At 37.9% G+C, this 26,112-nt stretch carries 22 protein-coding genes and 1 pseudogene; 16 read left to right on the top strand and 7 right to left on the bottom strand.

The window, feature by feature from the left end; genetic code table 11:
• Nucleotides 1-118: 118 nt before the first annotated feature.
• The gene (locus AN490_RS06575) at nt 119-1,714 is read left to right on the top strand and encodes an HlyD family efflux transporter periplasmic adaptor subunit (RefSeq protein WP_300001057.1); all 1,596 of its coding nucleotides are present in this window, start codon (nt 119-121) and stop codon (nt 1,712-1,714) included.
• Nucleotides 1,715-1,825: 111 nt separating this feature from the next.
• Here AN490_RS06575 and AN490_RS06570 read toward each other — a convergent pair whose 3' ends face one another.
• From AN490_RS06570 to murC, 5 genes are all read right to left on the bottom strand, one after another.
• Nucleotides 1,826-3,217, bottom strand: coding sequence for an OB-fold nucleic acid binding domain-containing protein (locus AN490_RS06570; RefSeq protein ID WP_300001055.1), 1,392 nt, complete (start codon nt 3,215-3,217; stop codon nt 1,826-1,828).
• 35 nt (nt 3,218-3,252) lie between these two features.
• Nucleotides 3,253-3,417 (bottom strand): hypothetical protein, encoded by a 165-nt coding sequence (locus AN490_RS06565; protein WP_213718581.1) that lies wholly within the window; start codon nt 3,415-3,417, stop codon nt 3,253-3,255.
• A gap of 114 nt (nt 3,418-3,531) precedes the next feature.
• Nucleotides 3,532-3,879 (bottom strand): YbaB/EbfC family nucleoid-associated protein, encoded by a 348-nt coding sequence (locus AN490_RS06560; protein WP_015080378.1) that lies wholly within the window; start codon nt 3,877-3,879, stop codon nt 3,532-3,534.
• Between the two features lie 142 nt (nt 3,880-4,021).
• Nucleotides 4,022-5,020 (bottom strand): UDP-N-acetylmuramate dehydrogenase, encoded by a 999-nt coding sequence (murB, locus tag AN490_RS06555; protein WP_168632811.1) that lies wholly within the window; start codon nt 5,018-5,020, stop codon nt 4,022-4,024.
• A 101-nt stretch (nt 5,021-5,121) separates the two neighbouring features.
• Complete coding sequence (gene murC / locus AN490_RS06550) at nt 5,122-6,582, bottom strand: UDP-N-acetylmuramate--L-alanine ligase (protein ID WP_213712456.1); 1,461 nt, start codon at nt 6,580-6,582, stop codon at nt 5,122-5,124.
• Between the two features lie 621 nt (nt 6,583-7,203).
• Here murC and AN490_RS06545 point away from each other — a divergent pair.
• Complete coding sequence (locus AN490_RS06545; RefSeq protein ID WP_015080375.1) at nt 7,204-8,217, top strand: type I glyceraldehyde-3-phosphate dehydrogenase; 1,014 nt, start codon at nt 7,204-7,206, stop codon at nt 8,215-8,217.
• On the opposite strand, the gene AN490_RS06540 is transcribed toward AN490_RS06545, so the two are convergent.
• Nucleotides 8,214-8,381, bottom strand: coding sequence for a hypothetical protein (locus AN490_RS06540; RefSeq protein WP_300001046.1), 168 nt, complete (start codon nt 8,379-8,381; stop codon nt 8,214-8,216). The genes AN490_RS06545 and AN490_RS06540 overlap by 4 nt on opposite strands.
• Nucleotides 8,382-8,472: 91 nt before the next feature.
• Nucleotides 8,473-9,516, bottom strand: coding sequence for a thiamine-phosphate kinase (gene thiL, locus AN490_RS06535; protein ID WP_300001044.1), 1,044 nt, complete (start codon nt 9,514-9,516; stop codon nt 8,473-8,475).
• Between the two features lie 319 nt (nt 9,517-9,835).
• Between thiL and AN490_RS06530 the strand changes: the two genes are divergently transcribed.
• The 14 genes and pseudogenes from AN490_RS06530 (at nt 9,836) to AN490_RS06465 (ending at nt 26,067) form a co-directional block, all read left to right on the top strand.
• On the top strand, nt 9,836-10,642 hold the full coding sequence (locus tag AN490_RS06530; RefSeq protein WP_168696711.1) for an ABC transporter permease: 807 nt from the start codon (nt 9,836-9,838) through the stop codon (nt 10,640-10,642).
• 84 nt (nt 10,643-10,726) lie between these two features.
• The gene (locus AN490_RS06525; protein ID WP_300001042.1) at nt 10,727-11,452 is read left to right on the top strand and encodes a Uma2 family endonuclease; all 726 of its coding nucleotides are present in this window, start codon (nt 10,727-10,729) and stop codon (nt 11,450-11,452) included.
• A gap of 91 nt (nt 11,453-11,543) precedes the next feature.
• The gene (locus AN490_RS06520) at nt 11,544-12,275 is read left to right on the top strand and encodes an ABC transporter ATP-binding protein (protein ID WP_300001040.1); all 732 of its coding nucleotides are present in this window, start codon (nt 11,544-11,546) and stop codon (nt 12,273-12,275) included.
• A gap of 26 nt (nt 12,276-12,301) precedes the next feature.
• Complete coding sequence (locus tag AN490_RS06515) at nt 12,302-13,681, top strand: methyltransferase domain-containing protein (RefSeq protein ID WP_300001038.1); 1,380 nt, start codon at nt 12,302-12,304, stop codon at nt 13,679-13,681.
• Nucleotides 13,674-14,699: a glycosyltransferase family 4 protein gene (locus tag AN490_RS06510; protein WP_300001036.1), complete on the top strand. Its 1,026-nt coding sequence runs from the start codon at nt 13,674-13,676 to the stop codon at nt 14,697-14,699. Before AN490_RS06515 ends, AN490_RS06510 begins: the two co-directional genes overlap by 8 nt.
• Nucleotides 14,700-14,710: 11 nt before the next feature.
• A complete protein-coding gene (locus AN490_RS06505) occupies nt 14,711-17,713 on the top strand; it encodes a glycosyltransferase (protein WP_366925023.1) in 3,003 nt (1,000 codons plus the stop codon).
• Nucleotides 17,704-17,841, top strand: a pseudogene (locus AN490_RS06500) (IS4 family transposase); the annotation flags it as partial. The gene AN490_RS06505 and the pseudogene AN490_RS06500, both read left to right, overlap by 10 nt.
• A 783-nt stretch (nt 17,842-18,624) precedes the next feature.
• A complete protein-coding gene (locus AN490_RS06495; protein ID WP_300001034.1) occupies nt 18,625-22,038 on the top strand; it encodes a DUF4214 domain-containing protein in 3,414 nt (1,137 codons plus the stop codon).
• Between the two features lie 187 nt (nt 22,039-22,225).
• Nucleotides 22,226-23,386 (top strand): glycosyltransferase family 1 protein, encoded by a 1,161-nt coding sequence (locus AN490_RS06490; protein WP_300001032.1) that lies wholly within the window; start codon nt 22,226-22,228, stop codon nt 23,384-23,386.
• Between the two features lie 5 nt (nt 23,387-23,391).
• Nucleotides 23,392-24,471 (top strand): glycosyltransferase family 1 protein, encoded by a 1,080-nt coding sequence (locus tag AN490_RS06485; RefSeq protein WP_300001030.1) that lies wholly within the window; start codon nt 23,392-23,394, stop codon nt 24,469-24,471.
• 155 nt (nt 24,472-24,626) lie between these two features.
• The gene (locus AN490_RS06480; protein WP_148765759.1) at nt 24,627-25,028 is read left to right on the top strand and encodes a hypothetical protein; all 402 of its coding nucleotides are present in this window, start codon (nt 24,627-24,629) and stop codon (nt 25,026-25,028) included.
• Nucleotides 25,025-25,492, top strand: coding sequence for a type II toxin-antitoxin system VapC family toxin (locus AN490_RS06475; protein WP_300001028.1), 468 nt, complete (start codon nt 25,025-25,027; stop codon nt 25,490-25,492). The genes AN490_RS06480 and AN490_RS06475 overlap by 4 nt, the downstream gene beginning before the upstream one ends.
• A gap of 51 nt (nt 25,493-25,543) precedes the next feature.
• Nucleotides 25,544-25,771 (top strand): AbrB/MazE/SpoVT family DNA-binding domain-containing protein, encoded by a 228-nt coding sequence (locus tag AN490_RS06470; RefSeq protein WP_168632822.1) that lies wholly within the window; start codon nt 25,544-25,546, stop codon nt 25,769-25,771.
• Nucleotides 25,771-26,067: a hypothetical protein gene (locus AN490_RS06465; RefSeq protein ID WP_300001025.1), complete on the top strand. Its 297-nt coding sequence runs from the start codon at nt 25,771-25,773 to the stop codon at nt 26,065-26,067. Before AN490_RS06470 ends, AN490_RS06465 begins: the two co-directional genes overlap by 1 nt.
• Nucleotides 26,068-26,112: the final 45 nt, after the last annotated feature.

The raw sequence follows: 26,112 nt of genomic DNA, 5'->3' as shown, positions 1-26,112 counted from the left end.
GGGGTTTAGCAGTGCTAAACCCTGTCAGTTGTTTCTATAAGATTCAACTGATAACTGATTAAAGATAAAATTACGCACCACTAAATATTCAATCTAAAATCCAAAATCTAAACTTATTATGACTCAAATTAATGGTAATTACACCAACGGAAATGGCAATGGAAAGGGTAACGGAAATGGGAGAGCATCCCATAGAGATGCACAAGTATTAACATCGCCCAAACCCACTCCCAAACAGCCAAAACCTGACTTCAATTTTGATAACTTCGAGCAATCTGTAGTTCTCCGTCAATCCCCAATTTGGTCACGAACCATCATGATTACTCTCATGGGATTGGCTTGTTTTGGAATTATTTGGGCTTGTTTAGCGAAAATTGAACAAGTAGTTCCCGCCACAGGACAATTAAAACCAGAAGGAACAGTTAAAGATGTGCAAGCTCCTATTAATGGAGTTGTGAAGTCACTGTATGTAAAAGATGGACAACAGGTAAAACCAGGAGATTTATTATTAACCTTTGATTCTATTGCAACCCTAGCCGAATTAAATTCATTGAATAAAATTCGGGTAGCTTTAATTCAAGAAAACAATATATATCGGCGGTTAATGGGAGCAACTACGGGAATAGATGCTGAAATAGCATTTTTACGCAGTAAACTACCAGGAGAATCAGCTTTTCTGCTCAAAAGTCGCGCCTCCTTAGTAGCAGAAAATGAATTATTACGTTCTCAATTAAGAAACTTACCAGGAGCAGCAGGTACAGGAATTGATGAACAACAACTATTAGCAGTTGCAAAAACAGAATTAAAATCCCGTTCCAAAGCTGCAAATTTGGAAGTTGAAAAAACCAGAAAGCAACTTTCTCAAACAGAATTTAAACTCCAAGATACTAAAAATGGTTTAGCAATTCAAAGTCAGATTTTAGTTAGTCTTAAAACCTTAGCTGAAGAAGGTGGTATTTCTAAACTTCAATATCTTAACCAACAACAACAGGTACAAACTCTCAAAGCGGAAATATCACAATTACAAGAAGAAGCAAAACGTCTAAAATTCGATATTGATAAAGGAAAAGAGCAATCAACCAATACAGTTGCTAGTTCTGATAAGACTATTTTGGAGAAAATAGGTAGTAACAAACAACGGATTGCGGAAATTGATAGTCAATTCATGAAGATTATTTTAGACAATGAACAGCGTTTAGCAGATGTCAATAGCAAAATATCGCAAACACAATTAAATGTTAAATATCAAGAACTTCGCGCTCCAGTGGGAGGTGTAGTTTTTGATTTACAAGCTAAAAATCCCGGTTTTGTTGCTAATTCTACCCAAAAGTTACTGCAAATTGTCCCTAAAGATAGTCTAATAGCGGAAGTTTTCATCACCAATAAAGATATTGGTTTTGTCAGGAAAGGAATGAATGTAGATGTGAGAATTGACTCCTTTCCCTTTAGTGAATTTGGTGATATTAAGGGTAAAGTAATTGATATCGGTTCAGATGCTTTACCTCCAGATCAAAACCATCAATTTTATAGATTCCCAGCCAAAATCAAGTTAGATAAACAACAATTAAGTCTCACCAATCAAGAGAGAAAGATATCCTTACAGTCGGGGATGTCTATTACTGCTAATATTAAAGTCCGGGAAGAACGGACAGTGATGAGTTTGTTTACAGAGATGTTTACAAAGCAAATCGAGAGTTTGAATGAGGTTCGTTAGGGATTGTTAAAATTAATTATTCAGCAAGCCCTAATTAGATGTTAGTTTTTTAGGAATTAAACAAAATAGAACACAAGTAGCGGTAATTCATAAATTATCGCTACGCAAGCTTTAACCGCTGGTTAGTTGTTTGATATCAGCGCGGAATTTACCGTTTTGTAATGCTTGCACTGCTGTTCCTGAATCTTGTACCCAAAACTGTCTCCCAAAGCGGACAATTTCCCGGTGATTTCCGGCTTGAACAATACCAATTACAGGTATTCTTGATTTATCCTTATCCCCAGCTTGTGATTTGAGAATTGTATTTAGACGATGTTGTTCTTCAATTGTCCCGGCTTGTTGTGGACTCAGTTCCACTAAAATCATTTTTACTGTTTCGACAGTTTCTGCGTCTTCTAGGATAAATTGAACTTGATCATCACGGCGATCTATTTTACCCCAAATAATTAATCTGGCATCAACTTCTAAAACGGAACTAATGCGCTCATAGGTTTTAGGAAAAACCACAGCTTCCGAAGATCCAGATAAATCTTCAACTTGCAAAATTGCCATAGAGTCACCTTTTTTGGTGACAACCTTTTTCACATTATTCAACATTACTGCTGCACAAAGAATAGCATCATCTTTTTGTTCTCCCAATTGTGCCAGGTTAATAGGTGCAAGGACTGAGGATGATTGTCTGATAGATTTAAGAGGATGATCTGAGAGATAAAATCCTAATAATTCTTTTTCCATTCGTAATTTTTCTTGAGGTGGTAAATCATTAACAGGAGGAGCTTTAGGTGCAGATTCATAAGCATTCTTTTGGGGTTGATTATTATTACCTGCAAATCCACCTCCTAATAAATCAAATATATTTCCCTGTCCACTAGCTTTGTCTCTAGCACGGGATTGCGCCCACTCATAAACTAATTCTAAATCATGAATTAATTGGTTGCGATTAGCTTGAATTTTGTCAAAAGCTCCGCAGTTAATTAATGATTCTAAAGTGCGCCGATTCATAGCCCGTAAATCCACGCGATCGCAAAAATCCGCCAAAGATTTAAATGGGACTAATTCCCCTGATTCTTCCCTGGCTTCTAAAATTGAGGCGATCGCATTTTGTCCCACATTCCGCACTGCTGAAAATCCAAATAAAATCTTTCCATCTATCGGAGTAAAATCTAAACCAGAGCGATTCACATCTGGTGCATCAATACTAATACCTATGTCAGAGCAGTTATCAACATACTTACCCATTATTGAGCAGTTATCAAGATACCTCCTCACTTTGTCCGTATCCCCACTGTTAGCAGTTAACAGCGCGGCCATATATTCCAATGGGTAATTTGCTTTTAAATATGCTGTTTGATAAGTTACATAGGCGTAAGCTGTCGAGTGGGATTTATTAAAACAATTAGAAGCGATAAAACCATTTTTAATCACAAAATTATGGTCATTTTCCACACCAATATCATAAACATTGGCTTGACCTACATAAGTACGGGAAACTATTTTAACCATATTACTTGGCTTGGCAAAATTTGTTTATTTACACCTTAATAATCATTATCAGCCACACAAATACCTTTACATTTAATCCCATTCGTAGCAGTCCGCTGACAATGAGAACATAAAACCTCTTCCTTTTCTGTTTCTTGATTTATCTCCATATTATTGCTTGTCTGGAGCTGATCTTTTTCGGTCTGGAGTTTGTCATTCATAGGAATAGATTTAATGAATTTCCATCTGCTGAAGTTTCTCTATTAAATTTGATTTAATTTTTGTGTCAGTCGCCAGTTGTTTTATACTACTGACCACTGACTATTAACTAATGACTACATTCCAGGTAATTCCAGTCCACTGGTTAGATCTTCCATCCGTTCCCGCATGGTTTCGGTAGACTTTTGATAGGCATCTTTCATGGCCGCAGCTACCAAATCAGAAAGCACTTCTGCACCTTCTTCTAAAGCAGATGGAGCAATTTCCACCCGTTTGGGTTCTTGGTTACCACTGACAATAACTTTAACAAGTCCACCACCAGATTCTCCCAGAATCTCCATTTTCTCTAATTCTTCTTGAAGACGCTTTGCACCTTCTTGAACCTGTTGGGCTTTTTTAAACGCTTCCGCTAATTCTTTCATTTTGCCTAAGCCAAAGCCAAATCCCTGTCCTTTTTCTGCCATAACTGGTTATCCGCCGTACGATTACTTACAAATCAAATTCAATTATAGATGCGATGAGTAATTGGTGATCGGTAATTGGTAATTGGTAATTGGGAATAGCGAAAATCCCTGCCTCTTGCCTTTTGCCTTTTGCCTCTTGCCTTTAAGCAACTGCTTGAAACTCACCCAACATTTTCACTTCTGGTTCTAGCCAAATTGACCAGCGTTCTTGTACCTCATGTTGAATATGACGAATGAGGCAGAAAATATCACTGGCTTTAGCTCCTCCCCGATTGACAATAAAATTAGCATGGAGTTGGGCAACTTGCGCTCCCCCTAATTGATAACCTTTGAGTCCGGTTTGTTCAATTAACCAACCAGCAGTATAAGGTTTAGGATTTCTAAACACACTGCCACAACTAGGATAGCTGTAAGGTTGGGTGCTGAGGCGGTGTTTTTTATGTTCCTTAGTTCTAGCTGTCACTTGCACCGGATCTGCTCCTGGTTGCAGTTGGAAGGTGGCTTGAGTCACAACCCGCTTACCACCTTGTAGTAGTGAACTTCGGTATCTGTAGCCTAATTCTTCTGGAGTGAGAGTTACCAAAGTTCCATCTGGAGAAAGAACTTGAGCGCTAACTAACATATCTGCGATACAGCTATCATGCGCTCCAGCATTCATCACCACCGCACCGCCCAAAGTTCCAGGAATACCCACAGCCCATTCTAATCCTTCCCATCCCAAAGCCGCTGCGTCCCACGCTAAACTAGGGATAGGTTCTCCCGCGGATACAGTTAATTGACCTGTAGCTGGATCAAAGTTTTTAGACCGGAGATGACGAGTAGCGATGACTAAACCGGGGATACCGCGATCGCTCACCAACAAGTTAGAACCAGCACCTAGTATTGTGACTGCTAAATCATTCTCTTTGGCGTACTCAATACTTGCTTGCAACGCTCCTAAATCGCGGGGAGAAACATAGCATTCAGCCTCTCCTCCCACCCGATAAGAAGTAAATGCCGACAAGGAAGTATGGGTTTTGAGAGGACAATCAGTTCCTGGTAAGTAAATTAATTTGCTATTATCCACATCATCTTTAGTTTGTAGTTGTGGAGTCAAATCAGAAAATTTGCAGATTTTGCTAAATCCCTGGGAAGTTATCATCTTTACTTCAATTGGTAATTTTTGACTTATGTTCTTTATTTACCAGAAAAATCCGGTACTTGAGTTAACTAATCAAACCCTGCCAGAGTGCAGTTCTGATCCTAAGATGTGGCAATTGCCGGTTCACTCATAGTGGTAATAAGTTCAGGAATAGCCTGATTCAAATTACCCGCACCTAAAAATAATGCCAAATCTCCCGGACGGAGGGTTTGCAGTAAAAATTCACTAACTAAAGGTAAAGTGTGCTGATAAACCACTTCAGGGTTGTATTTACTAATTGCAGTGGCTAAATCCTGTCCACTAACTTGTCCTAAATCAGGCTCACCCGCACTATAAATATCAGTTAGCACAACTAAATCAGCATGGGTAAAAGACTCAGCGAACTCTTTTAAAAACGTTAATGTCCGAGTATAACGATGGGGCTGGAAGATAGCAACTACCCTTTGTCCAGGTCTAGTTTGAAGACGAGCTGCGGCTAGAGTAACACGAATTTCACTAGGATGATGGGCATAGTCATCAATAAAAGTCACCCCAGCAGCTTCACCTCGAAACTCGAACCGTCGTCTTGCACCTTCAAAGGTAGTAATCCCTTTGGCAATTTCTCCAAATTCTAATCCCAAAACTCTACCCACAGCTACTGCTGCTAAAGAATTGCTGAGGTTATGATGACTTAATAGCTGTAAATTTAGTACCCCCAAGGCTTGACCTTTTTCCCATACTAAAGCTGTTGTCCCATCAGCCCGATAATCTATATTAGTAACGGTGTAGTCAGCACCTTTATCTGGGTAAAGACTATAGCTAATGGTTGGTTTCAGGCGCTCGCGCACTGTTTCACAATCAATACTACCTACCAAAGTTTTGCAACCTTGAGCAAAGGTTTGGAACGTATTAACTACCTCTTCTAAACTTTCGTAGTGGTCAGGATGATCTAATTCAATATTAGTAATAATACCAATCTCTGGAGCGTGCTTCACCAAAGAACCATCAGACTCATCTGCTTCCGCTACTAAATAACGGCTAGACCCCATTCTGGCATTACCTTCCCAAGCCTTAACTTCACCACCGACCAAAATCGTCGGATCAAGTCCAGCTTGCAAAAGCATATAACCAATCAGACTACTAGTAGTAGTTTTCCCATGGGTTCCGGCCACAGCAATACTGTAATAATCAGCAATCAAAGCCGCAAGAACATCAGAACGATGCCAAATTGGGCAACCCAATGCCAGCGCCGCTTTATATTCCAAATTATTAGCATTAATAGCTGTGGAACAAATCACTTGAGGCCAGGTTGTTTTTGCCGCAGACAACTTTTCTGGTGAAGTTAACAATAAATCATCAGCCGATGCTTCAGGGACAAAGAACTCCAGATTGTTTGCTTCTTGCTTACTAAAAATGTGAGCGCCTAGAGATTCTAACTTGTGCGTAATATGGTTAGGACGCAAGTCTGAACCAGATACTGGTAATTGACGTTTGGTTAGAACATAAGCCAAAGCAGACATTCCAATCCCACCAATTCCGATGAAATGAAATGGTCTACCACTAAAATCTATAGAATTACTCATTTTATTTACCTCTTACACCACACCACACCAGAATCACATCAGACACGCGTATCATACCAGGATTTTGATTTTTACAGATCCTAACTATCCCATCCAAAATATTCATCCCTGCTGAATGAGTAAATTTCGACTTTTGTTTTGCCCCTTGAGCCAGATTACCCCCCGAAAATTATTTCTAATCTGCTCATAAGATTATTCTGAAAATATCTGCTACATCGGGAAAGAAAATTGTGTAAATTTAAATACATTTCGTCATGGCTGTTTTAGCACTAAGTAGGATGGCTTTAGATATAGCAATTTGCATCACTTACCAAAAGCCTTTGTCGGAATTGTCTACAATAGTACATTGGTAGTGAAATTATTGTTTAAATAGAAATCATTATTGGGAACAGGGAACAGGGAACAGGGAACAGGGAACAGGGGAAGAATTTTCTTCTTCTTCTTCTTCCTTCCTTCTTTCTAACTCCTGACTCCTGACTCCTGACTCCTGACTCCTTCTTATAAAATTCTGTATTTTTTTGTTGATCTCAGACTTTATCGTTATAAATAGCCGCCCCCTTTGCGATATGATTGGGGTCAACGATATCAACTTATAGGCATAAATACAGAGGGCAAGATACTGTGATTAGAGTTGCAATTAACGGTTTTGGGCGCATTGGACGTAACTTTGCCCGCTGCTGGGTGGGTAGAGAAAATAGCAATATTCAACTGGTCGGGATTAATGACACATCCGACCCTAGAACTAATGCTCACTTGCTTAGATATGACTCAATGTTAGGCAAGCTGCAAGGTGTAGATATTAGTGCTGATGATAACTCTATAACCCTTAATGGTAATACAGTTAAGTGCGTATCTGATCGCAACCCAGATAACTTGCCCTGGAAAGAGTGGGGAATTGACCTGATTATCGAATCAACAGGCGTTTTTACCAGCAAAGAAGGGGCAATGAGGCACGTAAATGCCGGAGCTAAAAAGGTTCTGATTACCGCTCCTGGCAAAAATGAAGATGGTACTTTTGTAATTGGTGTCAATCATCATGATTATGACCACAACATCCATAACATTATCAGTAATGCCAGTTGTACAACTAACTGTTTAGCTCCCATTGCCAAGGTATTAGATGAAAAATTTGGGATCATCAAAGGCATAATGACCACTACCCACAGCTACACAGGTGATCAGCGTTTACTAGACGCTTCTCATCGTGATTTGCGTCGGGCAAGAGCAGCAGCTATCAACATTGTTCCCACTTCTACTGGTGCAGCAAAAGCAGTAGCGTTGGTACTTCCTCAGTTGAAGGGTAAGCTAAATGGTGTGGCTTTGCGTGTACCAACCCCTAATGTTTCCATGGTGGATTTTGTAGTACAAACTGAAAAGCGCACTATTGCCGAAGAGGTTAACCAAGCTCTGAAAGAAGCTGCTGAAGGTCCCCTGAAAGGCATTTTAGGTTACAGCGAATTGGAACTTGTATCTTCTGACTATCAAGGTACAGATGAATCTTCTATTGTTGATGCCAACTTGACTCTAGTTATGGGCAATGACATGGTGAAAGTTATGGCATGGTATGACAATGAATGGGGTTATAGCCAACGTGTTCTTGATTTGGCGGAATTAGTGGCTGAAAAATGGGTTTAATTGTCAGTTGTCCTTTGTCCTTTGTCAGTTGTCCTTTGTCCGTTGTTTTTCTCTACCACTGACCACTGACCACTGACCACTGACCACTGACCACTGACTACTGACCACTGTACGGGCGAAGCATTTGGAGAACTATTTTTGGCAATGACCGATAATTTGACCACTGTACGGGCGAAGCATTTGGAGAACTATTTTTGGCAATGACCGATAATTTATCTTCCAAATGCTTCGCCCCTACTGACTACTGACTACTGACTACTGACCAAAATGTTGGAATCCCCGGCTGAGGCTGAGAACTTGGTTGGGGATTTCTGCTTTTTCGCGGTGTAAAATCACTTTTGAGCCTGGGGTAATTGTGCCAATTATAGCTGCACCTGTGCCTAATTTTTGCACTAATGCTAATGCAGGTTCTGGTGGTAAACACAGGACTAATTCAAAATCTTCGCCACCATAGAGGGCATATTTTAATGATTTTTCTGGTGTGAGCCACCCTTCAAAGGCTGATGGTAAGGGTATTTTACTAGATTCTATAACCGCACCGACGTTACTGGCTCGGCAAATTTGTAATATTGCGTCTGCTAAACCGTCGCTGCTATCCATACCGGACATAGGCAGGGGGCAGGGGGCAGGGGGCAGGGAGCAGGGGGATATGAGAATTTCTTTGAGGATAGAGATTACATCTAAACGGGGTTTGGGGCGTTGGTGGGCGGTGATTAAGGCTGCCTTGGCTTCAGTTTTGAGGTTTTGAGCTATTTCGGGATGTAAGAGTAATTCTAAGCCTGCACGAGACGCTCCATGTATACCTGTGATGACAATAGCATTTCCTGCTTGAGCGGTGGCACGACGGATGATGAAATTGGGGTTAGCTTGACCTAAGGCGGTAATTGCTAAAGTGGTAATGGGCGATCGCACTATATCACCACCAACTATGGGAACATGATACTTTGATAAGCATTCTGTCATGCCCTGATATAGTCGCTCAACCCAATTTACAGTTACATCTCCCGGTAAACCTAATCCCACAGTTATGCCCACGGGAGTCGCCCCCATTGCTGCTAAATCGGATAAATTAGCCGCCGCAGCCCGCCAACCAGCATCCTCTGGAGAGGTGGTAACATCACTAAAATGCACACCGTCAACGAGCATATCTGTAGTAACTATCAAAGATTGATTTGGTAAGGTTTCTAAAACTGCGGCATCATCACCAATTATATCGGGTGGACAAAAGCGTTGTAATCTTTCTAAAAGACCTTGTTCGCCAATATCTCGAACTCGTAAGCCAGATAAATCACTATTCATAATTAAATGTACTCATTACTTTATGGGAATAGATCCTGATATTTCAATACCTTCGCCAAATTGAAAAAAGCCTTGATTCGGAGGTTGGGTTGTGGAACGTTAGCGTTGGCAAGCAATAGCATGAAACCCAACGTATTTGTTGAGTTGCGCTGTCGCTTAACCCAACAAAGCAAAAAATGGCGAAAGTATTGATAGTTTGTAAGTAATACCTAAAGATAGATGAAATTTTACTAATCTTAAAATTAATCGTAAACAATCGGACTTATATAGTATATAATGCCGAAATGAGTTTTTTCTGGTGTGTAATGGTGCTATAAAAATGACACTTTCCCTGAAAGATAATTTAAATTGGTTACAAGTGCAGCGTTATTCTGAACTCCTGCACGTCTTAGTAGGAAGGACTCTGAAAGTTCGCTACCGGGGTTCTTTTCTGGGGGTTTATTGGTCACTATTGAACCCTTTAATCATGACAGGGCTATATACTGCCATTTTTGGTGCTACCTTTGCATCTTATTATGGTAACTCCATCATTAACTATATGCTGGCAGCACTGACGGGACTGTTAGTAATCAATTTTTTCTCGGCTTGCACATCCCAAGCTTTATCCAGCGTGGTCGGAAATGGTGCATTATTAAATAAAATTCGCTTGCCAGTCAGTGTTTTCCCGGTATCAATGATTGCGGCGAATGTATTTCAGTTTTCAGTGGGAGCGTTTCCGTTACTAGCGATTATGACTTTGATTAATTCCCAAAGTCTAGTCAATGTCCTAGCATTAGTATTTCCCTTTCTTGCACTAATTTTAGTTTCTACAGGAGTTGGGTTTTTAGTCAGTGCTTTGTACGTATTTTTTAGAGATTTACCTTACTTTTATGAATTAGTAGTATTTGTAATTTGGATTAGTAGTCCCATATTTTATCCAGCAGCTATTGTTCCCAAGCAGGTAAAACAATTTTTAGGTTTAAATCCCTTATCCCCAATTATTGAAAGTCTGCGTCAGATTACCTTATCAGGTTCTCCACCAGATTTAGGTTTGATTTGGGGGGCTTTACTGAGTGGCATCATTATTTTAACCTTGGGATGGACTTGTTTCCATCTGTGGCGACATCAATTTATGGATTTGCTTTAAGATGACTATCACTTGATAATTGCACGGACTAAATCCTGATAGTTTATAATTAACAAAAGATAGTAAATTATCCCCATAAAATCTATGGCTTTAACCGCACAAGAAATAGAAGCATTAATGCCAGATTGCACTGAACTACTCAGCGACGAACCAGAAATGGAAAGCTCCTTACACTATACACAACTATTAATATTAGTAACTTGTTTAGAATGGTTATGGCGTGATAGAGAAGATTTTTTTATTGGTGCAAATCTTAGTGTTTACTATAGTCGTCAACAGTTAAAAAATCGAGATTTTAGGGGACCAGACTTTTTTCTAGTCAAAGATACGGAAAAACGTCCACGTCTGTCTTGGGTAATATGGGAAGAAGATGGTAAATATCCCAATGTGATAATTGAATTACTTTCTGATTCTACTGCCAAAGTAGATAAGGGATTGAAAAAACAGTTGTATCAGAATCAATTCCGCACTCCTGAGTATTTCTGGTTTTCCCCAAATACCTTAGAATTGGTGGGATGGCGATTGACAGATAGTGAATACAAAAGTATTCCAGCATCGGAAAATGGCTGGTATTGGAGTCAGGAGTTAGGTTTATACTTAGGGGTTTGGGAAGATAAGTTAAGATATTTTACTGTTGAAGGAAGATTAGTTCCTACACCAGAAGAAGCTAATTTAGAAGAAATTAGAAAAGCTGAATCCGAACATCAAAGGGCTGAATCTGAACGTCAGCGTGCTGACGAAGCAGAAAATAAAGCAGCTATTTTAGCTCAAAAATTGAGAGAACTGGGTGTTGATCCTGATAGTTTGTAAATAGAGGTGCTTTACTGAGTGGCACAATTATTTTAGGTTGGGGATGGACTTTTTTCATCTGTGGCGGCCTCAATTTATGGATTTGCTGTAAATGGAAGTAATACGTTTGGATAATGTTTCGCTGTGGAGAAGGACTCAAGAGGAATTTTCCTATGACTTGAAAAAAACGCTCCTATCTGTGGTAGAGGGCAAATATCGTCAACCTGCTAAAAAATTAGTATTAAATAATATTGACTTGGTGGTTGAAAAAGGCGAAAAAATAGGTATAATCGGTGCGAACGGTTCTGGTAAGTCCACTCTGTTAAAGATAATTTCTGGGATTCTTCAGCCTACAACTGGTACTGTGAGGGTTCGGGGTCAAGTTGCACCTTTAATCGAACTAGGAGCAGGTTTTGACCCAGAAATTTCTGTGATAGACAATATACTTCTCTATGGAGTATTGTTGGGTTTTTCTAGGGCTGAGATGAAAGCAAGAGCGCGTTCTATTTTGGAGTTTGCCGAGTTGGAGGATTATGCTTTAGTTCCGGTTAAGGGTTTATCTTCGGGTATGGTGGCTCGGTTGGGTTTCGCTATTGCGACTGATGTACAGCCCGATATTTTGATTTTGGATGAGGTGTTGTCTGTGGGAGATGAGGGTTTTAAGAATAAGTGCAAGCAGAGGATGGATCAGTTTTGGGATGATCATTCTACTGTTTTGGTTGTGTCCCATGATTTAGATTTTGTGAAGCAGTCTTGTCAACGGGGAATATTATTAAAGAAAGGTAAAATCATATTTATTGGAGATGCAGATGAAGCTGTAAAATACTATTTTAACCAGATTTAGTTGGGTATTTTAAGTGATTTTAAACAATGATTGAAAAAAACAATTCTGAAATTAATGTCGATGAGTTAATGGAGAAGATCCGTCAAGAGATTCTTAATCGTCAAGGTCTCTCTCAGCCTGCGTTGACCAATAGTGCAGATACGGCGGATTTGATGTCAAATATTAGCTTAAGCATGGGCTATATTGAATCTTTACTTAAAAATGCCGAGTCTAGAGCTTATATTCGGACGAAATGGCCTGACAAACTTAATCGTTTTCCGTTTAATTTAATATCAAAATTACAAAAATTTATCCTCAAAGCCATCAACTTTCTATTTAAAGACCAACGAGAAGTTAACTTTAATTTAATCCTTTCTTTAAAAGAATCCCTAACGATTAATCACCAACTGATAGCAGAAATCAAAACTCTAAAGACACAAATAGATGATTGCTTAATTACTGTGAATGCTCGCTTTCAAGCAGCAAATGAGCATTTGAATATTGTAGATAATAGTATTCAAGAACTTGATAAGCAAATAGTTGCTGTAGATAATAGCATTCAAGAACTTGATAAGCAAATAGTTGCTGTAGATACTCAATTTCAAGGGATGAATGAGCGTCATTTTAGAAATGATAGTTACCTCAAAAATGATTTAATGCAGCAGAAGCGATTGATATCCTTATTTCTAGAAGAAGCGCGGCAGCGATTACCAGAACCTTTTAATCAAGAACAACTACAAACCTTTGCCAGTGAAGAAGAACACCTACTAAATTCATTCTACGTTGCTTTTGAAGATCATTTCCGAGGTACTCGTGAGGATATTTCAGATAGATTAAAAGTATATTTGCCCTTGATTGAAAAAGCAAATGTTGGTACACCAGACGCGCCTATTTTAGATGTAGGCTGTGGACGGGGTGAGTGGTTAGAATTGCTAAAGGAATCTGGATATATATCTAGGGGTTTAGACATCAACAGATTTATGGTAGAGCAATGCCAGGCTAGAGGTTTGGAGACAATAGAAGCAGATGTCATTAACTATTTGCAATCTTTACCAGAAAATAGTTTGGGCGCTATAACCGGATTTCATATTATTGAGCATCTGCCATTTAAAACATTAATGAGGTTATTTTCTGAAACAGTCAGGGTACTCAAACCCCAGGGATTAGTTATTTTTGAAACTCCAAATCCAGATAATGTGTTAGTTGGAAGCAATACATTTTATTTAGATCCAACTCATATTCATCCATTACCTAGCCCCACAGTCAAGTTTATGGCGGAAATGTTTGGTTTATACGATACTCAAGTGATCACACTGCATCCCTATCCAGAAAATGCCAAAGTTGATGGTCAAGGTATAGCTGAACGCTTTAATGATCATTTCTATGGTCCACAAGATTATGCTTTCCTGGGGTATAAACATGAGTAGCTATAAGATTGCAGTTGTAGTACCACGCATGATGACTGGGGAGATTGGAGGAGCAGAAAGATTTTTTATAGGTCTGATAAATTCTCTCAATACTGCAAGCACATCCGCAACTCTTGTTGAAGTCTTGATTGATGAATCAAGTTTTGAGACTATACAAGAGTCATATTTACGTTGCTATGATTTAGACCTTTCTGATTATGATGCAGTAATTTCTACCAAAGCTCCTACTTTTTTAGTTCGTCATCCCAATCATATATGTTATCTGGTTCATACTATCCGAGTATTTTATGATATGTTTGAACAGGAATTTGGTCGTGGTAATCAAGTTCTCAAAACTCAAAGGGATACTATTCAAAAACTAGATACAGGCGCATTAAGTTCACCAAGAACTAAAAAAGTTTTTACAATTGGCAACGAAGTAAGTCAAAGACTACTGAAATATAACGGCATCAAAAGTGAAGTGTTGCATCCAGCGCTAGTATTGGATAATTTCCATGAAGGCAACTATGAATATATATTTATGCCGGGGAGGTTACATCGTTGGAAGCGAGTAGATTTAGTAATTAAAGCAATGCGTCATCTTCAGCATCCTATTCGTCTGAAGATTGTCGGTACAGGTGAACAGGAGCAGGAATTACGCGAACTTAGCGGTACAGATGAGCGGATACAATTTTTGGGTCGAGTTTCAGATGAGGAACTTTTAGACTTGTATGCAAATGCTTTAGTCATACCATTTGTACCGATACGAGAAGATTATGGCTACGTTACTTTAGAGGCTTTTGCTCATACAAAACCAGTAATTAGTTGTCAAGATTCTGGAGAATGCTTACAGTTCGTTAAAAATGGTATTAATGGTTTTGTGGTTGCTCCTCAACCAAAAGAAATCGCTAAAGCCATAGAATATTTTATCAATGACCCCGAACAAGCAAAAGTCATGGGGAAAAGCGGACAGCTTGACATAAGTCACATTAATTGGTCAAATATCTCTCAGAGATTATTGGGTGTTTTGCGAGAGTGAAGTTAATAAATATGACTGAAAAACAAATCTTTCAAGTTACTGTCTTAGATATGCAGCCTATTGATCCACCCATTGGCGGAGGGAGACTGAGGTTACTAGGCTTATATCATGGCATGGGTGAGGATCTGCCCACTACATATATAGGATCATATGATTGGCCGGGAGAAAATTATCGGCATCATCGGTTGAGCAAAACTTTAGAAGAAATTGATATTCCGCTGAGTGAAAAACACTTTTCTGAGTGTGCTGAATGGCAGTCACGGGTAGGTGGTAAAACTATTATAGATTCTTGCTTTAATTTGCTAGGGCATCATTCAAATAAATTTCTAGAGACAGCTAGAAAACAAATAGCTTTATCAGATATTGTCATTTTTTCTCATCCTTGGGTATACCCACTAGTCAAAGATCTACTGCGTTCTCGTCCCCAACTTGTTGTTTATGATTCTCATAACGTCGAAGGTTTATTAAGAACTAGTTTATTAGATGATGGTGATTTTGGCACGGAAATTGCTAAAAACGTAGTGAGTATAGAATACGAACTTTGCAACAATTGTGATTTAATTCTTGCTTGTTCCCATGAAGATAGAGAACTATTTCATAAACTATATAATATTCCTTTCAGGAAAATATCCATTGTTCCCAATGGTGTATTTACCGATAAAATTCAAAATTCAAGTGACAGCAAGCGGAGAATAGCCAGAAAAAAATTAAATATAAATATAGGGAATAGTCCACTTGTGATTTTTATGGGTAGTTCTTATGTACCCAACACTGAAGCAGCAAGATTTATTATTGATAAATTAGCGCGAGAAATGCCTGATGTTAAGTTTGCAATTTGTGGTGGTGTAGGCGATAAATTTAGTCAAGATGAACTGAGTGAAAAAAATATTAATAATGTTATTTTGACCGGTTTTTTGAAAGAAAGTGAAAAACTTAACTATTTAGCTGCATCTGATCTAGCTATCAACCCAATGTTTTCCGGGTCAGGGACAAATATCAAGATGTTTGATTTTATGGCTGCTGGCTTACCAGTAATATCAACACCAATTGGAGCTAGAGGTATCTTTCAAGGATCGGAAACAGCCATCCATATCTGCACAGCAGAAGAGTTTACCAGTAGTATCCAACGAGTTATTAATGATCAAGACTATAGCCAGGTTCTTGGTGAATCAGCTAGAAGTTTAGTAGAAAGAAAGTATGCTTGGCAAAAAATATCCAGCAATTTAGGACTTTTGCTGCATAGAAATAGACTCAAACTAGGCGATAATATCCCATTTTTTAGTGTGATTATTCCTACCTATGAAAGACATGACAAATTAGAAACTTTGCTAGATTGTTTACAAAATCAAATTTCCCAAGACTTTGAAATTATTATAGTTGATCAAAGTAAAACATTATGGAAACAAAGAGAAAAGTATTCTGATTCAGATATTATCTATATTCATAGTGATATTAAAGGAGCAGTCATAGCTAGAAATACAGCATCTTATTACGCGAGAGGAAAAGTTTTAGCCTTTACAGATGATGATTGTCAACCAAAGCCTGATTGGTTAAATAATGGCAAACAATACTTTGAAAATAAGGATATAGTTGGCGTAGAAGGACTAGTTATTTCCGACAACCTGAAAGATGATAATTACCGTTCTGTAACCAACTTAGGGTTTGAAGGAATCGGTTTTATGACAGCGAATTTGCTGGTTAGACGGGAAGTATTTATGGCTGTTGATGGATTTGATGAATCTTTTGACAATCCACATTTTCGTGAAGATACTGATTTAGGTTGGAGAATTTGTCAATATGGACAAGTCCCTTTCGCGGAAGATGTTTGTGTTTTTCACCCTCCTCATCTTCGCACTGATAAAGGTGAAAGTTTGGCAGAAAGAAACCAGTTTTTTGAAAAAGATGTTTTGTTGATGCAAAAACATCCAGAACGTTACCGAGAACTATTTTTTATGGAGTCTCACTACAAAAATACTCCGGGATTTCGGGAAAACTTTCTCAGAGGAGTCAGGAAGTATAATGTAGAAGTTGACAAGTTTTATTTAGATATTTTAGAAGTTGATGATGCAATGATGAAATTTGAACCCCAGTTTAGCGAGACTATACCTGACTTATTTTCTGGTAATAGAAAAAATTTAAATTCATTAAGAATCAACAACATTGAGGAAGAGAATGAAGAAATTTTTCAAGATCAGGATATTGCTTTGGTAGAACAAATTCTTTTACATTCTCAAATTAGTTCCTTATTATCAACAAATATCCCACAAACCATTCAGGAACATTTGAAATCTGCCGAAATTTTGTTAAATCAAGTCAAAGATATAGTTGGTAGCCAGAGTCATGGCGACTATTTTAAAGCGTCAGTTCCTAGATACTTGCATTACTTGGCGGCTGCAATGACACTAAAAGACAAGTCAAGAATTTTAGATGTTGGTTCTGCTCCTGGACATATTGGTATTGGCTTGCACTTACTCGGTATGAAGGTTGTTGGTGTCAATTTAAATGAAGCCTGGCGTGACACATATCCTTCCCTTGATTGGGTAGAAAAGTTAGGTGTCATAGAACATAATTTTGAGCAAGAAATTCTTCCTTATGATGATAATGTTTTCGATGCAGTATACTTCACCGAAGTTTTAGAACATATAGCAATAAAAAATCCGTTAGAAATATTATCGGATTTAAGAAGAGTATTAAAGACAGATGGTCTATTGATTTTATCAACACCAAATATATGCAATATTTCTAATATATATGCACTGCTGAATGAATTTAATATTTTTTGGCAGCCTGAAATATTTTATGGTAGTTTAGATAGGCATAATCGTGAATATACCCCGAAAGAAGTTTACAATCTTGTAGAGAAATCTGGTTTTAAAGATATCCAAATCTACGGGATTAACAGTTATTGTAACTGGCGTTCTGGTACAGATGATTATCCTTATAAAATAATTAATGCACTTGGGGATAATCATCCGTTATTAAGAAATACAATTATTGTTTTAGCCAAAAAATGAAAAAAATGGATATAGAGACTTAGGCTGGACGTATTCAAAAACACCAGGACAAGTACCCACGCCAGAGTGATTTTAGCTTTTCTCTCTACGGACAATTATGGATTTATGGCATGGAATTATGGGCTGATTTGCAGTAGATTTCGCTGTTATAAGGTACAAGGTTGAATAATAAGTAGTGAGACAGAATTAATTACACAATGTCATTGCGTAAGCGTTGCGTGGCGTTAGCCATATGGAACGAAGTGAAATGAAGCAATCGCCAGGGTTGTGATTGCTTCCCTTCGCTCGCAATGACTGTAAATATTTTTGTCCAATTACTTAAAACTCTTGTGGTGTAGGCCTCTTAGAGACTTCCAATTAAAAAAATATCCCAAAATTTCTTGTGGTGCGGGCATACTATGGCTAACGCCACGCTACGCTATCGACAAGCTCAGTACAAGTCTTGCCCGCTAATAATACAAGGTCGGGTTAAGCGACAGCGCAACCCAACGCATTTGTTGGGTTTCATGCTAATTGCTCCGCGAACGTTCACGTTCCACAACCCAACCTACAGAAAATGGACAAGGTATTGCTATTGAGAATAGGTTTTGATGCAATTTTTGGCGATTCATGGTTGCTCAAATCTCTTTTTTGGTTTCAGATGTCTGTTTTTATCCTTGTTTCCCTTTTTTGCCTCGATAATTTCCCCCTGTGAACTTTACATACCGTTACATACCTTTAAATTTTCCTGTTGACCTACTTAGCTAAAAAATTAAGATGTATTGGGTTTTTAAGCGCAAGCACTACCAATCACATAAAAATGCCCGAAACCCATGTCTCATATTTGGATAATTAAAATATGGTGTTATATTTGACAAAATTGTGCTATTCAGTTAAATTAGTTGAAATCTACCCGAAGTGAACGTGAAATTATGACAGTAGCAAGCATCAATTCAGTCCAGGGTCTTTTTATTACCCTCCTGAAAAGTCCAGCAGATACCAAAAATTTGGCTGATTTGACTTCCCAACTGAACAAAGGTGTCACTATCACCAAAATTGCCACAGACCTAATTGATTCACCAGCAGGGAAACAACTATTTGGCACGTTAAGTAATGCTGATTTGATAGACTACATTTACAGTAATGCTTTCGGTCGAGTTTCTGAAAGTGCTGGTAAGACCTATTGGACTGGAAAGTTAGGAACAACACCAGACTCAGCAAAAAAAGCTTCAGTGGTTGCTGATATAATTCAATTTGCTGGTTCTGCTGATAAACAGGTTTTCAACAGCAGGGTTGATACCGCTAAAAACACCACTCATCAGTTGTCCGTCCAAGAGCTTTATATTACATTTTTGGGGCGGGCGGCAGAAACAAGTGGTCGGGACTATTGGGTAGGACGTTTGAATAATGGTGCATCCATCGCCGATGTCACCAAAGATATTATCGCTTCAAAAGAGGCGCAGGATAAATATACCGGTTTAGTAAACATAAACAGTCAATTTATTGAGCTAGTTTATAGTAATGCCTTCGGTCGGTCAACAGACAAAGAAGGTTTAGATTACTGGGTCGGGAAACTAAATAGTTCAACAAGAGCAGCAGTGGCACTGGAGATACTGAGTGCTGCTGGTAATGCAGATAGACAAACTTTGAACAATAAGGTGGATGTTGCTCAGGGTATTACTGACAATTTCCAAACACCGTTTACTCTGACCAAGGAAACTGACAACCTTACAGGTACAAATGGCAAGGATTTGTTCATAGGCGACAATGGTAACGACTTCTTTGCCACTGTCCAAGCTGGGGATAGAATTGACGGGGGTGCTGGTATTGATACCTTTAAATACTACTACAGCAAGGGAATATTGCCTACTCTCCTCAATGTTGAAAAGGTAGAGTTGATTAATTTACGGAATAATATTGACTTCAGCCCCGCTGCTGGTTCGGGTCTGGAGGAAGTCACCCTCAAATTTAACCCACAACTCAATGCCACCGTCGCTGGACTACGAGATATTAAGCTTGGTATTGACAACGTTACCAACAACAGTATCACTGGTAATTTTGGTAATGGAACAACTGCAAGTGTTTCCCTGACAGATTCTACACTGAATACACTCACCATTCAAGGTGATAAAGTCGCTACCATTAACCTTGATCTGGAAAGTGAGTTTACAGATGGGGTTAATAGAATTACGACCCTAAATATTCCAATTCTATCTTCTACTGCTACCGGAAGAACACTGAATATTACTGGAGATGCCGGACTAGCTGGCACAAACATTAATGATCCCAACAGTTCTACAAGGGTAGCTTTAAACTTAAATACTTCAAATCCTGATGCAGTAACAACTGTAAATGCGAAAGAAAACACTGGTGGTGTGAAATTGTCCTTTACGGATCAAGGTAAGGTTAATTTCACAGGCGGTAAGGGTAATGATAGTGTTGGGTTTGCATTCGAACAATTTGACGATAAAAGTATAGTTGACGGTGGTGATGGCAAGGATACGTTGCGACTAACTGATTTTGCTAACCTTACTGACATTGATGCTACTACAGCCGCAGCAGTTACTGCTATCAACAGTGTTAAAAACGTTGAAGTCTTAGGCTTTGAAACTCCCACCATAGTCACAGTGGATGCAACTAAGATTACTGCTGTTAAAGAGTATGATTTCCTAGCCAATACTGTCAATCTCAGCGGCGCTACAGGTAACAAACTCACCTTGAATAAGACTGCAGATAACGATGTTGATTTAAGATTGACAGGAAAGGGTCAAAGTGCCGATTTAACATTGAAAGGAAAAGTTCAAACCCTGAATCTAATATCTAACAAGGGTAGTGACACTGGGACTGAGAAAAATGAGATCACCAACCTGACCACAGATTTTGCTGGATTGGCCGGTCTTCCTAATGGTGTTCCTAATGTTGCTGCATTAACAGTTAATGTCACAGGTAACAAAGAACTGAAAATCGCCTCCCCCATCCTCCCAAGCAACGCAGTCCAAGGTGTTACTATTGATGCAAATAATCCAAACAACGCATTTGCGGCAAAACTAGAGGCTACTGGTACTGATCAAGACGACATCTTCAGAGGTGGTACTGTTGATAACATCTTTAATGGACGTAGTGGTAATAACACCTTCACTGCTGGTGCCGGCAAGAATAACTTTACAGGTGGTAAGGATAAGGACACCTTTATCTTTGCCTTTGCCAATTTTGACGCTGATGATAAAGTTGATGGCGGTGACGGCATAGATACGGTGAGATTTACTGGTGCTGACATTGACATTAGTGTAGCCGCCGCAGTTACTAACATCAATGCTTTTAAAGGCGTTGAGGTCTTAGGCTTTGGACAACCAGGCAATGCAGTAAATCCAGTCAATGCAGTAGTAAATAATGTCACAGTAGATGCAACTAAGATTACTGCTGTTAAAGAGTATGATTTCCTAGCCAATACTGTCACTCTCAGTGGTGCAACGGAAAGTAATAAGTTCACTGTATTGACCAACGGTAGTACTCTGAATCTTAGGGGGGTAGCACAGAAAGTTGATTTGACATTAAAGGGTGCAGCAGTTACAAACCTAACTTTACAATCCAGTAAAGGAATTGCTGATCCTGTTCTAGCCAATACAGTAACTCAACTCAAAGCGGATGGTAACCTGACTTTAACAATTCAGAATGCCGGTAATAACCAAGATAGAGATCTCGTACTGGCTGCCCCGACCATCACGGAAGGTTCAGTCTTTAATCTTAATGCAACTGCCTTTACTGCCAAGTTAACTGCTACTGGCGGTGCTGGTAATGACAGCTTAACAGGTGGTGATGGTAGTGACAGCTTAACAGGTGGTGCTGGTAATGACAGCTTAACAGGTGGTGCTGGTAGTGACAGCTTAACAGGTGGTGCTGGTAATGACAGCTTAACAGGTGGTGGTGGTAATGACAGCTTAACAGGTGGTGATGGTAGTGACATCTTCAGCTATGCCGCATTGACCGATTCTAATGCAGCTATTTTGACAGGTGCAATAACCTTCGATACTATCACTGACTTCAACAAAGGACAGGATAAAATCAGCGTTGTTGGACTAGGATTTAATGCTGCTATTGATTTATTTAATGCACAAGCAGCAGTTAACGCAACAAATGCAACAGAAATTAACAATGCGGTTTTAAACGCTGCTGCTGGTGTAATTGGTGTGAATAGATTAGGTACTTTTGTTTTAGGAGGTAACACATATATCCTTGGTAATGACAATAATGCTCTAATTACTGGAGGAAATGACCTACTGGTTAAACTTACTGGTGATTTCAGTGGTACCTCAATTCTGGCTACTACAGACTTCATATATGCCTAATTGCAGGCTATAGAGTGGTTGAATTGAATACAATGACCACTATCATGCAAAGGATATCTTTTTCATAATTTTCTGTAGGGGCATAATAATTTTATGCCCTTTTTTGTTTTGATACAGCTTTTGCTGAATTATTAATAGAAATTTTGGTAAAATTACCCTTAAGTAAAAATGATTTATAATTTGTTGAATGTTTAAAGTTATTATTGATGTTACTCCAATTGATTCTCAGCCCAGTGGTGTGGGTTTATATGTTTTTAATTTAGTAGAAGCTTTGTCTAAATTAGAATATACAGAATCTTTTGAATTAGGACTAGCTTATCAACCTGGATTAAAAAATTGGTTAAAAGGAAAATTAGATTTCCCAGATAATCTTCAGCTTTATCCAAATATTTATCAAATTCCTATACCTGTTCGTCTTTCTAATCTTTTCTTAGATTATTTACCTCAAATTTTTCCTCATTATCTTCAACCAATTTTAGGAAAACCTAATGTTTTTCATGGAACTAATTATACCGTTTATCCTTATAAAAATATTCAGAAAGTTATTACTATTTATGATTTAAGTTTTATTCGATATCCAGAATATACTAATTCTGTGGTACAACAATATACAAAAAGATTAATTAAATGCCTTGAATGGACAGATTTAATTATTACTATTTCCGAAAGTTCTAAAGAAGATATTATTAATTATTTGAAAGTTCCAGCAGAGAAAATTTTTGTTACGCCCCTTGCTAGTCAATATAATGCTAACTTTTTATCTAGTTTGGATTTAGATAAGGAAGTTGATAATATAAATTATGATTTCTCTAAACCTTATCTTTTATTTGTTAGTACCATAGAACCCAGAAAAAATATTAATGCTATAGTATCAGCATTTAATTTTTTAAAACAGAAATATAAAGTAGAACATCAATTAGTATTAATTGGTAAAAAAGGCTGGAATTATGAACCAATATTTACAGCTATTCAAAACTCTCCCTGCAAAGATGAAATACATCATCTTGACTACTTATCTAATGAATTAGTAGCATTATTTTATTCAAAAGCCGACGTTTTCCTGTATCCTTCCCACTATGAAGGATTTGGTTTACCTGTATTAGAAGCCATGAAGTTAGGTACTCCTGTCATTACCTCTAATACTTCTTCCATTCCCGAAGTTACAGGAAATGCAGCTATACTAATTGATCCTAATGATTATATGCAATTAGCTGAAGCTATTCTGCAAGTAATTAGCGATTCTCAGCTACGACAAAACTTGATTAATAAAGGAAAAATAAGAGCAGATTTATTTTCCTGGGAAAGAACAGCAAAAGAAACTTTAAAAGCTTATAAAAGTATTATTTAATAAATATGGTAGATTCTAATCAATTAATCATTAACTTATCCATTCTCTTCTCTCAACCAACAGGGATAAGCAACTATGCTAAAAATCTTTTCCCTTATTTAAAATCTCTCAATCCTACACTCTTAACAGCGCAGAATTATCCTGATTTTAACTGCTATCCAGTTCCAAATAATCTTACTCCTGCGGACGGTACAAAAGGACATTTACGCCGTTTATTGTGGACACAATTCCAACTACCAAAAATATATCAAAACCTCAAATCGCAACTTTTATTTTCCCCCATTCCCGAAGCACCTTTATATACTAACTGTCGTTTTATTGTCACAGCCTTTGATATGATACCCTTGCGGTTTCCTAACCGCTTCTCACCATTAACCACATACCATAAATACTATACTCCTGAAGTTTTTAAACAAGCAGAACATATTATTTGTATATCAGAATCAACAGCCAATGATATTATCCAATTTTACCAGATTCCTAGTCATAAAATAACACCAATTCTCTTAGCAGGAGATAGCTCACATTTCCAATTCCTCAACCTCCCCACCCGCAATTACTTCCTATATGTTGGTCGTCAAGACCCTTACAAAAACCTGCAAAGATTAATTACCGCTTTTTCCGCATTACCTCACAGAAATGACTATGAACTATGGTTAGCGGGACCCTATGATCAACGTTACTCCCCATTATTAGAAATACAAACTCAAGAATTAGGAATAAGTCATCTAGTTAAATTCCTTAACTATGTCTCCTATGACGAATTACCAATAATTATTAATCAAGCAATTGCATTAGTTTTCCCCAGTTTGTGGGAAGGATTTGGTTTACCAGTTTTAGAAGCAATGGCTTGTGGTACTCCCGTTATTACCTCTAATATTTCCTCCCTTCCAGAAGTTGCAGGAGATGCTGCTATTTTAATTAATCCCTATAATCCAGGGGAAATCACCGCAGCAATGACAACAATTATTAATGATTCAGAAACCAGAAAACAACTTTCAGAAAAAGGTCTAAAAAGAGCAAATCAATTTAGTTGGGAAAAAACTGGACTTGCTACAGTTGAAGTTTTAAAACAATATCTTTGAGTATAACTACAATTGGTGTACATCCTGATTCTATTGCAAGAGATAAAATCCCCGACTTCTTATAGTAGTCAGATATATTGTTGTTCATAACCAATTTAAGATTGCTATATGATAGAATAGAAGAAATATTGACTAGTGTAACAAAGGAGAAACCCATGAACACCTCCATAGAACTTCCCAGCGGTAAAATCCTCAACATCACCCGATTTATTGCCCTAATTCCCAATAACAATAATATTGATAGTGATTATCAACTAATTTTAGAAGGATATCCTCATCCCATCAACTTAGAATCATCAGATGCTCAAAATCTGAAAATAATTTTGCAATCAAAACTAGATCAAAATACCCCAATTAGCACCCATAAATCAACATGGAATCAACAAGAACAACTCCAAAAAAATCAAAAGGCAATGGCAATTTTAGCACAACAAATCCAGGAATATCAGAATATTTCTGATGAAGAATCTAGGGAAAGACAAGAAATCTTTGAAAACCTCAAAAAAAGAATGGATGCTGAAAGACCACAAGGACAAAAATTATATTCAGAAGTATGATAGTATTTATTGACTCTAGTGTATTGGGAATTATTGCCAATCCTAATAAAATCGGTGAACCAAGTAAATGTAGAGAATGGCTTTACAAATTGCTTTCACAAGGTGTGTATATCTGCTCCTCTGAAATTTGTGATTTTGAGATTAGAAGAAATCTAATTCTAGAATATCAGAAAAAACCTCACTTAAATAGTATTCAGAATTTAGATAAACTCCAAGAAATAATCTCGTTTTTACCTATAGACTGGGAATTATTAAAAGAAGCATCTACACTTTGGGCTTCTGCTCGTAGTCAAGGAATACCAACAGCAGATAATAAAAGTTTGGATATTGATATTATTATCTGTAGTCATTGGCAAAAGCTTAAAGAAGAGTTTCCTGGTCGCTATATTGTGATAGCAACTACAAATGTCAAACATTTAAGTCGCTTTGCTGAGGCAAAAAACTGGATGGATATTCAATTTTAAAACTATTATACAATACTAAAATCAAGAAAATTCTTACTTGAGATCAAAAAAATGAGAATTACATCAAAAGGACAAGTAACTATTCCCGTAGAAATACGTGAACAATTAGGACTTACACCCAACACAGAAGTAGAATTTGAAGTTATCGGAGATGCAGTTTACGTAAAAAAAACCAAAGCGAAATCCACCTCTGGTAAAACTCTCATAGAAATGATGCGAGGTAAAGCTACAGTCAAAATGACCACCGATGAAATAATGGCATTAACGAGACAAGACTAATGAAAGAAATACTCGTTGATAGCAATATAATCTTGGATATTGTCACAGAAGATCCAAATTGGTTTGATTGGTCAGCTAATAAGTTAACTGAATATGCTGAAAAGACAAAACTTAACATTAATCCCATTATCTATGCCGAAGTCTCAATTGGTTTTCAAAAGATAGAAGAACTAGAAGCCATATTACCTATCAAATTTTTTCACCGTTTAGATTTACCTTGGGAAGCAGCATTTTTAGCGGGAAAATGCTTTTTGACACTCTCAGGTCTAAAGACACTGAGATTCTTTAATCAATGAGCCAACTTACAATTGCTGGATTACTCCAACAAAAACAGAGGTCGA

Origin of the sequence: Anabaena sp. AL09 (assembly GCF_001672255.1) — a bacterium.
GTDB lineage: Bacteria > Cyanobacteriota > Cyanobacteriia > Cyanobacteriales > Nostocaceae > Dolichospermum > Dolichospermum lemmermannii.
This window is presented reverse-complemented; position numbering and strand designations above follow the sequence as displayed.

What these genes read in the sequence shown, in the direction of transcription:
- AN490_RS06570 (WP_300001055.1), bottom strand. Translation starts at nt 3,217, where the DNA reads ATGGTTAAAATAGTTTCCCGTACTTATGTAGGTCAAGCCAATGTTTAT.
- AN490_RS06560 (WP_015080378.1), bottom strand. Translation starts at nt 3,879, where the DNA reads ATGGCAGAAAAAGGACAGGGATTTGGCTTTGGCTTAGGCAAAATGAAA.
- AN490_RS06485 (WP_300001030.1), top strand. Translation starts at nt 23,392, where the DNA reads ATGGTAGATTCTAATCAATTAATCATTAACTTATCCATTCTCTTCTCT.
- AN490_RS06510 (WP_300001036.1), top strand. Translation starts at nt 13,674, where the DNA reads ATGAGTAGCTATAAGATTGCAGTTGTAGTACCACGCATGATGACTGGG.
- AN490_RS06520 (WP_300001040.1), top strand. Translation starts at nt 11,544, where the DNA reads ATGGAAGTAATACGTTTGGATAATGTTTCGCTGTGGAGAAGGACTCAA.
- AN490_RS06505 (WP_366925023.1), top strand. Translation starts at nt 14,711, where the DNA reads ATGACTGAAAAACAAATCTTTCAAGTTACTGTCTTAGATATGCAGCCT.
- AN490_RS06465 (WP_300001025.1), top strand. Translation starts at nt 25,771, where the DNA reads ATGAAAGAAATACTCGTTGATAGCAATATAATCTTGGATATTGTCACA.
- thiL (WP_300001044.1), bottom strand. Translation starts at nt 9,516, where the DNA reads ATGAATAGTGATTTATCTGGCTTACGAGTTCGAGATATTGGCGAACAA.
- AN490_RS06515 (WP_300001038.1), top strand. Translation starts at nt 12,302, where the DNA reads ATGATTGAAAAAAACAATTCTGAAATTAATGTCGATGAGTTAATGGAG.
- AN490_RS06475 (WP_300001028.1), top strand. Translation starts at nt 25,025, where the DNA reads ATGATAGTATTTATTGACTCTAGTGTATTGGGAATTATTGCCAATCCT.
- AN490_RS06490 (WP_300001032.1), top strand. Translation starts at nt 22,226, where the DNA reads ATGTTTAAAGTTATTATTGATGTTACTCCAATTGATTCTCAGCCCAGT.
- AN490_RS06565 (WP_213718581.1), bottom strand. Translation starts at nt 3,417, where the DNA reads ATGAATGACAAACTCCAGACCGAAAAAGATCAGCTCCAGACAAGCAAT.
- AN490_RS06575 (WP_300001057.1), top strand. Translation starts at nt 119, where the DNA reads ATGACTCAAATTAATGGTAATTACACCAACGGAAATGGCAATGGAAAG.
- AN490_RS06470 (WP_168632822.1), top strand. Translation starts at nt 25,544, where the DNA reads ATGAGAATTACATCAAAAGGACAAGTAACTATTCCCGTAGAAATACGT.
- murC (WP_213712456.1), bottom strand. Translation starts at nt 6,582, where the DNA reads ATGAGTAATTCTATAGATTTTAGTGGTAGACCATTTCATTTCATCGGA.
- murB (WP_168632811.1), bottom strand. Translation starts at nt 5,020, where the DNA reads ATGATAACTTCCCAGGGATTTAGCAAAATCTGCAAATTTTCTGATTTG.
- AN490_RS06525 (WP_300001042.1), top strand. Translation starts at nt 10,727, where the DNA reads ATGGCTTTAACCGCACAAGAAATAGAAGCATTAATGCCAGATTGCACT.
- AN490_RS06495 (WP_300001034.1), top strand. Translation starts at nt 18,625, where the DNA reads ATGACAGTAGCAAGCATCAATTCAGTCCAGGGTCTTTTTATTACCCTC.
- AN490_RS06480 (WP_148765759.1), top strand. Translation starts at nt 24,627, where the DNA reads ATGAACACCTCCATAGAACTTCCCAGCGGTAAAATCCTCAACATCACC.
- AN490_RS06530 (WP_168696711.1), top strand. Translation starts at nt 9,836, where the DNA reads ATGACACTTTCCCTGAAAGATAATTTAAATTGGTTACAAGTGCAGCGT.